This window comes from uncultured Intestinibacter sp., from assembly GCF_902468165.1.
Classification (GTDB): Bacteria; Bacillota; Clostridia; order Peptostreptococcales; family Peptostreptococcaceae; genus Intestinibacter.
On sequence record NZ_CABQXJ010000006.1, the window covers coordinates 29,901 to 45,833 of the forward strand.

At 29.1% G+C, this 15,933-nt stretch carries 15 protein-coding genes; 9 read left to right on the forward strand and 6 right to left on the reverse strand.

From position 1 onward, the window contains the following. The first annotated feature begins 125 nt into the window (after positions 1 to 125). Genes RDX53_RS02150 through RDX53_RS02170 form a run of 5 tightly spaced genes read left to right on the forward strand, consistent with a single transcriptional unit; the run spans position 126 to position 4,439 of the window. Positions 126 to 686, forward strand: a complete 561-nt coding sequence (locus RDX53_RS02150) for an HMA2 domain-containing protein (RefSeq protein WP_295761994.1) — start codon at positions 126 to 128, stop codon at positions 684 to 686. Positions 687 to 719: 33 nt separating this feature from the next. After that, positions 720 to 1,097 (forward strand): cation transporter, encoded by a 378-nt coding sequence (locus RDX53_RS02155; RefSeq protein WP_195929984.1) that lies wholly within the window; start codon positions 720 to 722, stop codon positions 1,095 to 1,097. 27 nt (positions 1,098 to 1,124) lie between these two features. Further along, a complete protein-coding gene (locus RDX53_RS02160) occupies positions 1,125 to 3,314 on the forward strand; it encodes a cation-translocating P-type ATPase (RefSeq protein ID WP_295761996.1) in 2,190 nt (729 codons plus the stop codon). A gap of 15 nt (positions 3,315 to 3,329) precedes the next feature. After that, on the forward strand, positions 3,330 to 4,127 hold the full coding sequence (locus RDX53_RS02165) for a hypothetical protein (protein ID WP_295675188.1): 798 nt from the start codon (positions 3,330 to 3,332) through the stop codon (positions 4,125 to 4,127). A gap of 33 nt (positions 4,128 to 4,160) precedes the next feature. Next, on the forward strand, positions 4,161 to 4,439 hold the full coding sequence (locus tag RDX53_RS02170; protein WP_295761999.1) for a hypothetical protein: 279 nt from the start codon (positions 4,161 to 4,163) through the stop codon (positions 4,437 to 4,439). Positions 4,440 to 4,511: 72 nt separating this feature from the next. Here RDX53_RS02170 and RDX53_RS02175 read toward each other — a convergent pair whose 3' ends face one another. The 4 genes from RDX53_RS02175 to RDX53_RS02190 form a co-directional block, all read right to left on the reverse strand. After that, the gene (locus tag RDX53_RS02175) at positions 4,512 to 5,867 is read right to left on the reverse strand and encodes an MATE family efflux transporter (RefSeq protein WP_295733123.1); all 1,356 of its coding nucleotides are present in this window, start codon (positions 5,865 to 5,867) and stop codon (positions 4,512 to 4,514) included. A 322-nt stretch (positions 5,868 to 6,189) separates the two neighbouring features. Continuing rightward, positions 6,190 to 6,324, reverse strand: a complete 135-nt coding sequence (locus tag RDX53_RS02180; RefSeq protein ID WP_279325551.1) for a hypothetical protein — start codon at positions 6,322 to 6,324, stop codon at positions 6,190 to 6,192. 122 nt (positions 6,325 to 6,446) lie between these two features. Continuing rightward, positions 6,447 to 7,100 carry a hypothetical protein gene (locus RDX53_RS02185; RefSeq protein ID WP_307993643.1) on the reverse strand — a complete coding sequence of 218 codons (654 nt, stop codon included), beginning with the start codon at positions 7,098 to 7,100 and terminating at the stop codon, positions 6,447 to 6,449. A gap of 107 nt (positions 7,101 to 7,207) precedes the next feature. After that, complete coding sequence (locus RDX53_RS02190) at positions 7,208 to 8,296, reverse strand: macro domain-containing protein (protein ID WP_307993644.1); 1,089 nt, start codon at positions 8,294 to 8,296, stop codon at positions 7,208 to 7,210. A 175-nt stretch (positions 8,297 to 8,471) separates the two neighbouring features. Here RDX53_RS02190 and larA point away from each other — a divergent pair, with 175 nt between their 5' ends. Then, the gene (larA, locus tag RDX53_RS02195) at positions 8,472 to 9,767 is read left to right on the forward strand and encodes a nickel-dependent lactate racemase (protein ID WP_295572906.1); all 1,296 of its coding nucleotides are present in this window, start codon (positions 8,472 to 8,474) and stop codon (positions 9,765 to 9,767) included. A 131-nt stretch (positions 9,768 to 9,898) separates the two neighbouring features. Here the strand turns inward: larA and RDX53_RS02200 are convergent, their stop codons facing one another. Together RDX53_RS02200 and RDX53_RS02205 are read right to left on the reverse strand one after the other, a co-directional pair. Beyond that, positions 9,899 to 10,555 (reverse strand): hypothetical protein, encoded by a 657-nt coding sequence (locus tag RDX53_RS02200; RefSeq protein ID WP_295572903.1) that lies wholly within the window; start codon positions 10,553 to 10,555, stop codon positions 9,899 to 9,901. A gap of 123 nt (positions 10,556 to 10,678) precedes the next feature. Then, positions 10,679 to 13,348: a cation-translocating P-type ATPase gene (locus RDX53_RS02205; RefSeq protein WP_195929977.1), complete on the reverse strand. Its 2,670-nt coding sequence runs from the start codon at positions 13,346 to 13,348 to the stop codon at positions 10,679 to 10,681. A 538-nt stretch (positions 13,349 to 13,886) separates the two neighbouring features. Between RDX53_RS02205 and RDX53_RS02210 the strand changes: the two genes are divergently transcribed. The 3 genes from RDX53_RS02210 (at position 13,887) to RDX53_RS02220 (ending at position 15,821) form a co-directional block, all read left to right on the forward strand. Then, the gene (locus RDX53_RS02210) at positions 13,887 to 14,450 is read left to right on the forward strand and encodes a DUF5662 family protein (RefSeq protein ID WP_195931877.1); all 564 of its coding nucleotides are present in this window, start codon (positions 13,887 to 13,889) and stop codon (positions 14,448 to 14,450) included. A 148-nt stretch (positions 14,451 to 14,598) separates the two neighbouring features. Then, the gene (locus tag RDX53_RS02215; protein WP_307993645.1) at positions 14,599 to 15,201 is read left to right on the forward strand and encodes a hypothetical protein; all 603 of its coding nucleotides are present in this window, start codon (positions 14,599 to 14,601) and stop codon (positions 15,199 to 15,201) included. A 221-nt stretch (positions 15,202 to 15,422) separates the two neighbouring features. After that, positions 15,423 to 15,821, forward strand: a complete 399-nt coding sequence (locus tag RDX53_RS02220; RefSeq protein ID WP_331606549.1) for a hypothetical protein — start codon at positions 15,423 to 15,425, stop codon at positions 15,819 to 15,821. Positions 15,822 to 15,933 lie beyond the last annotated feature (112 nt).

Below are 15,933 nucleotides of genomic sequence, written 5' to 3' on the forward strand. Positions count from 1 at the left end.
AATTATCGTATCGAATATGGGCTATTCTTGTATACGAGTAAGGATTGTATAGAAATATATAATGTCGCATTTGGAGGTAAAATGTGGTAAAATAATTGAAACGGCTATTTCAACAGGAGGTTGCTATGAACAGAAATTTAATAACAGCGTTGATTTTGGCATCGGGTTTTTTACTGACATCTGAGCAAGAAAAGGATCAATATAAACCACAGCTACCAAATTTCAAAGATATACTAGAAGTAAAACATTCTATAAAAGGAAGAATAAGAATACAATGTAAGGTATTAAAGGGAAATCAGCAGGGAGAGCAAGCATTATTAAACACTTTTTCACAGATACCGGGGATAATAGATATATCTGTGAATCCTTGTATTGGAACAGTAATTATAAAATATAATGAAGAAACAATCCAGCCAATGCTTATTATAGGAATAATACTAAAGGTATTAGGATTAGAAGATGAAGCTCATAATGAAAACAAATCTTTAATAACAAGAGAAAGTGCAAATATAGTAGAGAGTTTAAGTCATACAATATATGAAAAGACTAGTGGCATATTAGATTTAAAATCATCAGTAATGCTACTTCTTTGTGTATATGCAGTGTATGATATTAAAACTAGACCAGGCCTTAGACCTGCTGGGCTTACATGCTTATGGTGGTTATACTCGCTTATCACAAGATAATATTAATCAGCTGAGAAAGGAAGCGCTAATAAAATGAATATAAAAAATCACATAATTAAACATTTTATAAAATTTAAAGTAGTACATTCAATACCGGGGAGATTGAGACTTAAAGTAAGTAATGCATCTAAAATACCACAAGAGGCAAAAGAATATGATAAATATGTAGTACAGGGATTAAAAATGCTAGAGGGTATAACAGACGTAGAGTTTAATTATATAACTGGAAGCGTAGTTATAAATTATGATACGAAAAAGACTTACGAAGAAAAAATTATAAAATGGATAAATAAAGTAATAGATATAGTTCTAGGTGACTTCAAGTTGATTGAAGAAAACGGACAAGACAATATTGAATTTGTGATAGATACTTTAGAGCAGAAATTAAATGAAGCAATAAAAACAATATAATAAATAATAAAAATGGGGTGATAGCAAGTGTTTGGACAAAAAAAGGACTTATTTGAGCTAAATATAGTCCATTCATTGCCAGGGAGAATTCGTTTAAATTGTAAGGCTATCGGATATCTTAAAGAATTTAATGAAGAAATCTTACAAGATATAATGGATTTAGGATTTATAAAAAAAGTAACAATAAATAATATAACAAGTAATATACTTATAATTTTTGATAAAGATAGAATTGATGAAGCTGACTTAAAAAATTTAATATCAGATATATTAAATAAATACTATCTATATGCATACAAACAACATAGAGAACTAGAGGCTTCAAATATAATTGAAAGAGAAAGAGAAGAAGATGTAAATGATATAGGTAAGAGACTTGTATTAAATGCAGGTTTAATTACTTATTCAGTAATAAAGAAAACAAATTATGCAGAAATATTCCCTGTTTATAAGAGATTTTTTAATCCTTGCTCGCTTGGAGCATTGTATTTAACTAAATCTCTATTTAAAGATGGGATAGGCGGGATGATTAAACACAAACGCCCAAATGCAGATACACTTACAATTTCATCTATAGTTGCGAGTATATTACTTGGAAACTCAACTTCAGCACTTACAATAATTTTATTATCAGATATAGCTGAATTTATGACAAGTTATACAATGAAAAAAACAAGAGATTCGATTAAACATATGATAGATTTAAATGAAGAATTTGTTTGGAAACAAGATGAAAATGGCGCAGTTAAACGTATATCAGTTGAAGATGCTAAAGTAGGAGACAAAATAGTAGTACATACTGGTGAAAAAATATGCGTCGATGGAAAAATAATAAGTGGAGAAGCTATAGTAGATGAGTCAGCTGTAACTGGTGAATATGTTCCACATATAAAGAAAATTGGAAGTGAAGTTTATTCAGGAACATTAGTTAAAAACGGAAATATCGTTATAAATACAGAAAGAGCTGGAGATGATACTGTAGTTTCAAGAATTATAAACTTAGTAGAAGATGCAGCATGTAATAAAGCAAAAGTACAAGATTATGCTGATAAATTCTCAAACTACTTAATACCATTTAACTTCTTCTTAGCAGGGGCAACTTACCTAGCAACTAAGAGTCCAACTAGGGCGCTAAATATGATGGTAATAGATTATTCATGTGGTATAAAATTATCGACAGCGACTGCATTTTCAGCAACAATAAACAATGCAGTTAAAAATGGTATATTAATTAAAGGTGGAAACTATATAGAAGCATTAGCAGAAGCCGATACTTTAATACTAGATAAAACAGGTACATTAACTGAAGGTAAACCAGAAGTTTTAGATATAGTAACAGCACAAGATATAACTTCGAGAGAATTGATTGAAATTGCATCAGCAGCAGAGGAAACATCATCACATCCTATGGCTAGTGCAATACTATCTAAAGCTAAAAGTGAAGGTATAAAAATACCAAAGCATGGAGAAGTAATTACCCATATAGCAAAAGGTGTTGAAACAAATATAGATGAAGACATAATTAGAGTAGGTAATAAAACTTTCTTAAAAGAAAATAACATAGATATAACTTTAGAAGATGAAGCCTTTAATTTAAAGAAAAAAGGTCAAAGTATAGTTTATGTAGCACAAAATGAAAAATTATTAGGGGTAATTGGAATTCAAGATAAAATGAGAGAAAATATGAAAAAATCTCTTAACAATATAAGATATCAAGGTGTCGATGAAATTCTTCTACTTACTGGTGATATAGAAGATCAAGCTAGTATAGTAGCGAGCAAAGTCGGTGTCGATGGATATGAAGCTGAATTACTTCCAGAAGATAAAGCAAAAACAATACTTAAATTACAATCTAAAAATTCTAAGGTAATAATGGTTGGAGATGGAATAAATGACGCTCCAGCACTTGCATATGCTGATGTAGGAGTATCATTAGGAGGAGGTTGCACAGATGCTGCAATCGAAACATCTGATGTAGTAATACAAACAGATGACCCTATGGCACTTCCAGCAGTTATGAATTTATCTAAAAAGACAATGAAAGTAGTAAAAGAAAATTTTGGATTGGTTATAGGAATAAATACTTTAGGACTTGTGTTTAGTGCAGCTGGTGTTTTACCAGTATTTTGGGGAGCTGTACTTCACAACTCTAGTACAATATTTGTAGTTTCAAATTCAATTAGATTACTATTTTCAAAAATTGAAAATAAGAGATAGAGGTGTTACTTTAAATTGAACTATCCAGTAATATTAGTTGAACATATGATTGAGGGAAGAATAAGGGTAAAATTATCGCATTCTATTATAGATGAAATTAAATTAAATCAATTCTTTACAAAAAAAGAAGGGATAAAATTAGTAAGATACAACCCTTATATAAAAACACTGCTTGTTGAGTTTAATTCAAAAAAAATAAGCGTGGAAAATGTAATATTTAAAATAGCAACAATACTATCAGAGATATATGGATTTTCTAAAATAAAATTTATATCTAATAATAACAAAACAGATATGCCACTTTTATCGTATTATTCTATAATATTAATATTAGGGGCAAAAATAGTAAAATATGTAAGTCCAACAGGACAGGTTCAAGAGTTCTTGAAATGGTTGGCAACAGGAACTACAGTAGGGGCTATTGTAGAACATGGTTATTCAGAAATGAGACAAAGGGGCACAATTGACCCAGAGGTGATGTCTATAATGTATTTAATAAATTCAATTGGAAAAGAAGGCAATATGTTAAATGCGTCTTTAGTAACTTGGATAACTACATTTGGCAGACATATACTTAAAAAATCAAATGAAACTTTTATCTTAAAGATTGAGAAATCAAAAATGAGATGTGAAGATAAACCATGTTATGATATCTCAATTTTATCTGAAGATATTAATAACAACAACAAACTTGATTCATTTCGATTATTTGCAAATGAAATAATCGAACGACAAAATAGCTTAAACTCCGGCTTTGGATATAGAGGCGGAGGAAGCATTAACAATGAAGGGATGTTTTTTAACCTTAAATAAATATTATAAATTAACTACACAGGAGGAGATATTATGGTAGTACTAGATGCAATAAACAAAGATCATTTAAAAGGAGCAGCAGTAGGAGTAGGCGTTTGTGCAGTAGGATATTATATATACAAAAAAAATCAAACTAAAGTAGATGGATTCCTAAAAAAACAAGGTATAAACGTACAAACTGTTAACCACAAAGATTATGCAAATATGTCATTAGAAGAGTTAATGGAATCAAAAGAATTAATAGAAGATTTAATAGCAGAAAAAGAAGTAAATGTTGAGTCTACTATGGAAGCAACAGCTTATGCAGAATAATAAATAATAATCTAAAATATTATGCTAAAATAAAATTAGAAAAGGGAATGACGAGAGGGTCATTCCCTTTTTCTATGCAGATATTAATTCTTTATTTAATGATGTATTTTCAAAAGAAGTATTTCTTTTAGCATAAACTGTTATACAAACTAAAGTGATTAATTCACTTACTGGAACTACTACCCAAAGTACTGTTGAAGGAAGTACAGATGGAAGTAAAAATGCTAACACTATGTTTAATAAGAATCCTCTTATTATAGAAATATATATAGCTACTTTTTCTTTACCTACAGATTGGAAATAGCTAGATATTAATATATTTATATTCATTATGCAAAAAGCACTTAAATAAAGTCTTAATGCTGGTATTCCAACAGATAGTATTTCAGAATTTGCTTGCACAAATACTTTAATAATTTGTCCTGTAAATAAAAATACTACTGCAAATAGTGAAACACCTATTATAGTTGTAGTTATTAAAGCGTATTTTAATACTTTTTTCACACGTGTATTTAGTCCAGCACCAAAGTTAGTTGCGATAATTGGTTGAGCTGCTTGAGCCACACCGTTAAATAATGCAAGACCTACTAATACACAGTTAGATATTATTCCATACACTACAATTCCGTTATTTCCAATATATTTTAAGATTTGGATATTAAATATAAATATTACAAATCCACTTGCAACCTCCATTATAAGGCTTGAAAAACCACATTTAAAAATTGGTGCTAAAAGGTTTAAAGATATTGTTTCTTTGTTTATTTTTACTCTGTTTTGTTTTTTAATAAAATGAGTAGATAAAACAAGTAGAGTAGTTAAGCTACCTATTACTGTTGCAGCAGCTGCCCCAAACATACCCATATCCATTGGGAAAACAAAAACATAATCTAAAATTACATTTAGAACTGAACCTGTTAATACAGCACACATAACTAGTTTAGGGTTTTTCATATTTCTCACAATAGGTGCAAAGTAATTAGACATCATAAATACTGGTGCAAATGCCATTATACATTTACCATATTCTAAAACTAAGTCTATTGTATCGCTGTTTGCTCCTAAGATTACACATAAAGGTTGTAAATAATAATTCCATATTAAACCTAAAATAATTGCTATTGATAATATTGATACAAATCCAGTTGCAAAGTATTGGTTAGCTTTTTTCTTATTTCCCATTCCATCTTCAGATGATATTAAAATTCCGCTGCCTATTCCAAATAATAAACCAATTCCGTTAAATAATAAAAAGAAAGGCATGAATATATTTAATGCAGAAATCCCTAAAGCACCAACGCCTTGACCTATTATAAGGGTATCAACTAAAAGATAAACTGATGTAACTAATGTTGAACAAACTGCTGGTACTAAATAATGAAAAAATACTTTGCTTTCTTTATCTTTTAGTAAATTTAATTTTTCCATAGACATTCTCCTTTCAAATTATAATAATTTATGTAACAAAAAAAGCCAAATAAGTATTGTACTTATTTGGCTGATTTATCAATCAAAAGGTGATCAGAACCAAAATAGTACTAAAGCGATTATAAAAAATATAATACGCCACTTATTATGGCTCTTTTCTGTATAAAAATTTTGTATGCTATTATAATAATATATTGTATACACGGAGTCAATATAATTTATATGTAAGGAAAAAAATTCTATAATATAAAAGAATAAATATAAGAGGATATTCCAAAAATAAATAATAATTTTACTTGGGAATATCCTCAAATTTTAGAGATTAAACATCATTGTTTTTTACTGATTTGTGTTTTGCATTTTTGTTTTTATTTTGATTTTCTTTAGTAATTGGAGTTTGACAATTACATTTTTTCATTCTTGCCATTTTATTGTCTGGTTGACTGTCTTTTGCCATATGATGTATTACACCTCCATAAGAATAATCTCAAATTTATGGTGTGTATTTTAAATAAATTTATGCTGACAATTTTTTAAAAAACTTTTAGCAAATTTAATTTTTATATAAAAAAGTAAAAACTATTTATTTTTTCTTCTGTTTTTAAAATCTTTTTCAATCTTCAATTTCCAATCATCACTTATATCTTCATCTCTACGAACACAACAAAGTACGTCATTTATTGCATCAAAATTTAGCTCTGTACCCTCTGAATCGCAATTATAATTTGCTGCCATAGATTTAGGAATTCCAAATTGACTAGCTGTTTCAATAGCATCTATATTTGCACCTAAAAAAAGAAATTCCCAACCTAATAATTCTTGACATGCGCTGACTGAATTTTTTATTTGTTTAAGATTATATTCTGTGCTAGAATTTTCGGCACCATCTGTGATTATTGCAAATAAAACTTTATTAGGTCTTTTTTCTTTTGGAGTATTTACATGATCATTTTTAATTTTATCAATAGTAGAGCCCATTGCATCTAGTAGAGCAGTAGAGCCCATAGGTTGACACTCTTTTTCGGTCATGTTTTTTACATCTTCAATAGGAATTCTATTATGTAAAATTTGAATGCTTTGATTAAATAGTACAGTAGTGACTACACATTGACCTTTTTCATTTTTTTGTTTTTTAAGAAGTGAATTAAATCCGCCTATTGTATCATCGACAAGAGGGGACATAGAGCCACTTTTATCTAAGATAAATACTAATTCAGTTAAATTCTCTTTCATCATTATTACCTCCTAGATTTATAATTAATTTTTAAATACCCTTGTTTAATATAATTAGAGTATACTAAGAGGTTGCAAAAAAAAGGTCGCCTAGAATGCGACAAATTTTAAGTTCGGAGTGTATTTTGGTCAAATGCAAAAAGAACTTCGTTGATTGTATATATATCATATGTATTGTTAGATATAAAGTATTCAATAATTATGTCGAATTTATTGCTGTGAGATAGGGCAAATCCAGCCTTTCTAAGCAAGTCTTTTGTTTTATTTATATCGAGTTCAAGCGCTATTGCTAGAGATAAAACTGTAGATTTGCTAGGGGTATAATCTTTGTTTTTTCTAATTTTAGAAAATAGCCTTCTATCTATATTGGCTTTTTTGTATACTTGGGCATCCGTTAGTCCAGATTCATCTATAAGTTTAAGTAAACTTTCTGAAAATGTATCTTCAGTATTTGAAAGAGCATGAAGTAAACTTTCTTCATCATCTAATTCAAAAGGAAGAGGTGAAGCTTCTTCATTTATCTCTATAGGTGAAGATTTTTTAGAAAATAATTTTGATTTTTTAGATTTAGACTTAGGCTTAGTCATACTATAAAGAACAGTTGAAGAATCTACGTCATCTAAAATATCAATGTTTTGTTTGTAGCGTTTGTCTTTATGAGCATCAACGTAATTATCATCTATATACTGTTTAATTGAATCAAATAAGTTTTTACTTATTTTAAAAGATTTTTTGTCGAATACAACTAAATAAATGAGCATATCATTTTCAGAAAGAAAGTCTTTTATAGCCTTTGTTGCAATTTCTAAAGCTTTGTCCTTGGGGTATCCGAAATTGCCAGAAGAAATCAAGGGAAATGCTATAGATTTGCACTTTTTATATTTAGCTAATTTCAAACAATTTATATATGTATTATAAAGTAGAGTAGATTCGTTATTTTTTCCATCACGCCAAACGGGACCAACTGTATGAATTATATATTTACATCCTAAGTTATAACCCTTTGTAATTACTGCGTCACCTATTTTAATGCTGCCTATTTTTTGACAAGTATTTTGTAGTTTTTGAAATCCTGCCTTTTTAAAGATAGAGCTGCAAACACCAGAACTACTTGGTTGAAGTTTATTATTTGTAGGATTTACAATGGCGTCTGTTTTCATATCGGTAATATCTTGTCTTATTATTTCAAATGGCATATAAGTCACCTCGATTAATTAATATAGTTGAAATAGATACTAAGTTTATTATATCATGGAAAAAATATACATAAAATAAAATGAAAAAATTCCATTGAATAGTAATTTGTGATAAAATTAACTTATTATAAAAAGGGGAAGGCCTATGGGCATTTATATGAGGAGGGGTTATTTTATGCATACTATGAAATATAGTAATATTGAATTTGAAGTAAATATACCAGAAACACAAATTGCCTGCGAGTTGGAGTCTAATGTTGTGGATTTGCCACAGAGAAGTGTAAAAGAGCATATAGAATATGCTTTAGATAATCCAATTGGAGCAGGAGATATTTCAACAGTAGTTAAAAAAGGGGACAAAGTAGCAATAATAATATCTGATATAACAAGAAAATGGCAAGCTATACCTACATATTTACCAATATTAGTTGATAGATTAAATAAATGTGGTATAGCAGACGAAGATATAATCATCGTATCTGCTTGTGGTACTCATAGAATACAAACAGACGCAGAACATAAAGAATTATTAGGAGAAGATTTATTTAAACGTTTAAAAATAGTAGACCATCAATGTGATGATAAAGAACATTTAGTTTATATGGGTGAGACATCTAGAAAAACTCCAGTATGGTTAAATAAATATGCAATTGATGCAGATAAAATTATATTAACTGGAGGAGTAGTGTATCACTTTTTAGCAGGTTATGGTGGAGGAAGAAAGAGCTTAGTCCCTGGAATAGCAGGAAAAGAAACTATAAATACTAACCACTGTAATGCCTTAAATCCTGGGTTTGGACAAGGTATAAATGAAAATGTTTATTCTGGAAATTTATCAAAAGAAAATCCATTCCATGATGACTTAGAAGAAGCTGCGGCAATGGCAAAACCAGCATATTTATTAAATGTTGTTGCAAATTCAGACCAACAAATAATAGCAGCATTTGCAGGAGATTGGATAAAAGCTCATAAAGCAGCAACTGAATTAGTAGATTCTATAGACGGTATTTATGTTGACGAAAGAGCAGATTTAGTTATAGCTAGTGCGGGCGGTTTCCCAAAAGATATAAACTTATATCAAACTTCTAAAACACTTTCAAATTCTAAAAGTATGATAGATGATGGTGGAACAATGATAATACTATCAGAATGTAGTGAAGGATTTGGAAATCAAGATTGTGAAGATCAAATTGTTAAATTTACAAATATGGAAGATAGAGAAAGAGCATTGAGAGCTGACTTCTCAATAGGTGGATTTGTTGGATTTGATTTTTCTGATACAGCAGAAAGATATAATATGATATTAGTGACTGAAATACCAGCAGATAAATTTAAGAATACAAAAATACACGTTGTTAAAACTTTAGATGAAGCATTGAGAGTAGCAAAAGAATTAAATAATGGTTCAATCGACAACATGAAAGTCGCATTATTACCACATGGTGCTAATACACTACCTAAATATAGATAAAAATATTTTATATAAAAACAAAGGTCGCACAATTTAGTGCGACCTAATTTGATTGATTAAATTAGTATAATATTAAAATGTTTATTAAAATCGTTAGTTAAGCTTATATAAAAATCTAATTAATGCTCATCTTACTTATCATCTTCGCTTTTAGAATCATCAATATCATCTTTTTTACTTGAGTCTATTGGATTATCATCTATATTTTCCTCAGTATCTGCTTTAATTTCCGTTTCATCGCTTGGCAAAACATCAACATCCGGCTCAATTTCTGTTTCAGTACTTGGTAAAGTATCGATATCTGTTTCAATTTCCGTTTCATCACTCGGTAAAGCATAAACATCCGGCTCAATTTTAATTTCAGTGCTTGATAAATTATCGATATCTGGATCAATTTCTGTTTCAGTACCTGACAAAGTATCAACATTCGTCTCAATTTCCGTTTTAGCACTTGGCAAAATATCGACTTCACCTTCAGAAATATCAATCTGACTATCAATATCGTCTTTATTATCGACACTGTCATTTTTATCTTCATTACAATACTCATCATCTATTTCATCACAATCATTACAATCATTACAATTTCGATACTTACAATCTTCATCATCAGTAGAAGTTCCGTTCAATTCAATCGTATCTGTTTTAAAAGGTGATAAAATAACGATTATTCCAAGTAAAAATAATAATGCTGATAAAATATACATGTGCATAATCAATACTAAAATTGATGCTATAATTATGACAATTCCTGTTTTTCTATGTTTAATTTTTTCAGAGTTGGCCAATTAAATTACCTCCTGTTCATTTGATAAATATATCAAAATTATCTTTTAGAAAAAAATAAGTGAGAAAATAAATTACTTTCTCACTTAAACTGTATTCCTAAAGGATTATATTTATTCTAATTATTATTTTGTTTTAACAAATTTACTGCTTTCCATACATCCTACAGCAGTTATTGCTAAAGCTAGACACACACCTAAGTTTTTAAGTTCAAATGTCAATGGTATTGCAAATATTCCTCTCATGAAAGGAAGGAAAGTAAGTGATAACATTCCAAGACAAATAATTACTGCGCCTAGTGCATATTTGTTGCTTGTAACTCCCAAACTAAGAATAGTTTCGCTATTAGAACGTGCAGCAAATGTTTGTATTATTCTAGACAATGTAATTGTTATAAATGCCATAGCTGCACCTAAAGCATCTGATGTCTGCATTCCTATATATTGAGCAAGTATTGTAACTATACCTATTATTGAACCTCTTGTAAGAACTACTTTCAATGTATCTTTACATAAAATACTTTCGTTAGGGTCTCTAGGTGGTTTATTCATAGTATCTTTTTCAGGTTTTTCAAAACCTAATGCAATTGCAGGTAGAGAATCTGTTACCAAGTTTATAAATAATAATTGTATAGTAGTGAATGGATTTGCCCATCCAGCAAACACAGCGAATAATATTGCTATTATACCGCCTAAATTTCCTGAGAAAAGATAAGTAATTGATTTTTTAATATTATTATAAACTGTTCTACCAACTTCAATTGCATTTACGATAGTTGCGAAGTTATCATCTACTAAAACCATTGCAGATGCATCTTTTGCAACTTCTGTACCACTTCCCATTCCAATTCCTATATTAGCCTGTTTTAGAGCAGGTGCATCATTTACACCATCACCTGTCATAGCTGTTACTTTGCCTTTTTTCTGCCATGCTTTGACTATTCTTATTTTATTTTCTGGAGAAACTCTAGCATAAACTGATATTTTTTCAAGTTTATTATCAAGTTCCTCATCAGTAAGAGAATCTAATTCTTGGCCAGTAAGAGCTAGGTCGTCTTTTTCCATTATGCCTATTTCGCGAGCTATTGCAGCAGCAGTAGTTTTATGGTCCCCAGTTATCATTATTGTCTTTATACCAGAAGATTTGGCTTCTTTTACTGCATCAAATACTTCTTCACGAGGTGGATCTATCATAGCCATAAGACCTATTAAGATTAAGTTATTTTCATCATCTAAACTAGGTTTAAATTCATCAGATACATTTTTATAAGCAAATGCTAAAACTCTTAAAGCTCTATTTGAAAAGTTTTCATTTATTTTTTTATATTCATCTAAAATTTCGTCTGATATTTCTACAACTTCGTCGTATTTAAGTGCGTATTTACATCTTTTAAATATTACATCTGGTGCACCTTTTGTAAACATAATATTTTCATCATCTATTAAATTTACAGTAGTCATAAGTTTTCTATCACTATCAAATGGTATTTCAGATATTCTAGTGTAGTTTTCTCTTATAGATTTATAATCTACGTCGTATTTTTCTGCATAATTTATAAGAGCTACTTCAGTAGGGTCGCCTATTTCTATTCCTTCTTCGTTTACATCTGAGTCGTTACAAAGAATAGAAGATAAACTTAAATATCTTTCTTGTATTGCACAAGCACATACAGCGATTTCAGTGCCATCTGATGTATTTTCATTATTGTTAGAGTTTGTATTAGTATAATCTTTTATATAATCAAACCCATTGAACTTATCGCTATCAGGTCCATAAAGATAAGTTTCAACTACTGTCATTTTGTTTTGTGTTAGGGTACCTGTTTTGTCAGTACATATGACACTTGTTGAACCTAAAGTTTCAACAGCAGGTAATTTTCTAATTATAGATTGTCTTTTTGCCATTGTATTTGTTCCAGATGCCAAAACTATTGTAACAATAGAAGTTAGGGCCTCTGGTATTGCAGCAACTGCAATTGCTATAGCAAACATAAACGAATTCATTAAATCGCCGCCTCTAAAAACTTCTAGTGCAAATATAAGTGTAGCTAAGATTACTATTGCGACTCCTAATTTTTTACCGAAATCGTCTAGTTTTTGCTGAAGAGGTGTCTGTTTATTTTCAGCAGTTTCAAGTAGGTTTGCTATTTTACCAACTTGTGTATTCATACCGCATGAAGTAACTACATAAGTAGCTCTACCATAGACAACCATAGAACCGCTAAATACCATATTTTTTTGATCACCTAGTGAACTTTCTTCATTTATAGTATCAGCATTTTTTAAAACTGGTTCTGATTCACCTGTTAGCATTCCTTCAATAACTTTTAATGTTTGAGATTCGATAACTCTACCATCAGCAGGAACATAATCCCCAGCCTCAAGAAGTACTATATCACCAGGAACTAATTCCTGTGACGAGATAGTGAGTTTCTCATTATTTCTAATTACTTTTGCTTCTGGAACTGATAATTTTTTTAAACTATCTAGTGAACTATCTGCTTTTTTTGTTTGAACTACTCCTAATACTGCGTTTATTCCTAAAACTGCAAATATAATAAGTGATTCAACTGTATCTCCTAAAAATACTTGTGTCATTGCTGCAACTAGCAAGATTATAACTAATGGGTCTTTGAAACTTTCTAAAAATAACTTCCAAGTTGGTGTTTTTGGTTTTTCTTTTAATACATTACGACCATAATTTTTTAATCGCGATGTTACTTCCTCCTGTGTTAATCCAGTCAAATTACTATCTAAGTCATTTAAAACTTGAACTGAATCTTTTTGATAAAACATATTTATTCCTCCTAATATTAAATTTATCAAATAAAAAAGACCTCCAAGTAGATTATTAATAAATTTAAAATCTACTTTGAAGGTCTTGCTAACAAGTTTATGTACTCGCTAGTCAACCGGGATAAAATCCGAAATGACGATTGACTATCACAGTGTGAAAGCTACTCCCCTTCAAGGGAATTTTTTATTTTTCTATATTATATTAATAATTGGCAAAAAATACAACAGATTTTTTGTTAAAAAAATTTAATATAATAAATTTATAGTAACATTTAGGTGAGCTGTAATGCAGATCTAATAAAAATGTAATTTAATCAAGAAAAATAAAGAAAAATAATATCTTTTGTAAAATTAATATATAAAATATCGATAAATTGGAAATTAGCAATATTTTTTTCAATACTGTAACCTTAATTTATTTTAAAATATACAAAAAGAATGGTAAAATTATTTATATAAAAAAATAATATAATAATATGAGAGAAAATTATAAATAATTGTCTATTACAATAAAATAAATGGGAGGTGTGATTTTTTATTGAGCAGTTTTATAATAAACGCATGTAAGCACTTTAACACAATTACTAAACATAGGCATAAAGTAATAAAACATTGCTTTAAGGCAGGGATTTTATGGCAGGGATGTCTGCATGATTTATCTAAATATAGTTTTCATGAGTTTATAGTAGGGGCTAAGTATTATCAGGGGACTAGAAGTCCAAACGAAGCTGAAAGAGAAGCAAAGGGTTATTCATCTGCATGGATGCATCACAAAGGTAGAAACAAGCATCACTTTGAATACTGGACGGATTATAACACTAAAACTAGAACTATAGAACCAGTGAAGATGCCTATGAATTATTTGATAGAGATGTTTTGTGATAGAGTGGCAGCGAGCAAGATATATATGGGAGATAAATATACAGATAGATCTCCACTAGACTACTTTTTAAGAGCAAAAGGTAGAATGCAAATTCATCAAGAGACATCAGATGAGTTAGAATTTTTACTTGTAATGTTAGATGAAAAAGGCGAAGAAGAGACTTTTAAATATATTAAAAATATCAAAAAAACAGGATATATTATAAAAATAAGGAATTAGCTAAATAAGTTTTTTAGCTAATTTTTTTAATTTCAAGGAAATTATGTATGTAATTGTAGTTTAAAAAAGGAAGGATATTTTTATACTTTAGAGAATTTAAGGAAAGAGGTTGTAAATATTTTAAAACTGATGAAGAGAGGTGATTTTTATGAGAAAAGTAATAAATTTATTGCTTGTCTTTATGCTAGGAACTACATTAGTCGGTTGTATTAGTCAAATTAAGACAACTAAGAAAACTACTGAAAATAGCAATGTAAAAAGTGAATCCCAAACACAAAAAACTTACCATGATAAAGAATTTATAAATGATGTATATGCTTTAATAAGCAATTCCGAGCTAGATAAAGACTATAGTGATGTTGATTTTGATAATTTAAGTCAACAAGAAAAAGATAAAGTAATAAAAGACCAACAAATCGTATTTATACAGCAGAAAATCGATAAAATAAAGAAATATAAAAAATTAGATTTTAAAAATCCAGAGCTAAAAGAACTTGCGATTAGATATATAGATGTGTTAGAAACTCAAAAACAATTAATAGAAGATGATAAAGACACAAAAGTATTGTCAAATGGTGAAGAATTAAAAGGTGCACTAAGTTATGCATGGCTACAGTGTGAAGATGATGAATGTGAAATTATATTAGAATTGGCTAATAATTATGGACTTAAAATGAGCGAGCATCAGAAAAAAGACCTTGAAGATATTAGAAGTGAGGTTAAGCAGGAGATAAGTAATTATAAATCTTAAATCATCATATTAAGTATTATAAATATTCACTTTTACAATAATATACTAAGTGCTACACTAAAATTATAGATAAGTAATATAAGTTTGTATGAATAATAAGTAAAAATAATCGAGGTGTAGAAAATGAATAAGCATCACAATCGTGTAGTTGTAAAGGTTGGAACTTCAACATTAACTAATGAAAATGGAAAGAGTGATTTGAGAGCATTTGATAGGCTCGCGTGTACTTTGTCAGTTATTCAGAAATCGAGTCTGAAGAGAGATTATTTGGTGATAATGATATGTTGTCAGCTGTTGTCGCAGTATTATGTCAGGCATCAAAATTAATAATTCTTTCTGATATTGATGGATTATACAACAAAGACCCACGTTTATTTCCTGATGCAAAATTAATATCTACAATAGATTGTATTGATGAAAAGTTATATGAATCTGCTGGTGGATCAGGTTCAAGTCATGGAAGAGGTGGAATGATAACAAAATTACAAGCTACGACATTAGCTGTTAATCAAGGTATTGATACAATTATTACTAACGGAAAACATCCTGAGAAAATTTATGATATTTTAGAAGGTAAAAAAGTAGGTACAAAATTTATAGGAAATAAAAATAATTTTTAATCATAAACCGTAAAACAAATATTTGGTATAATTAATCTTTAAAGTATATTTATACATAAATATAATAAATTTTTATTTATTAGCAATATAATATATTTATTGGGTGAAGAGG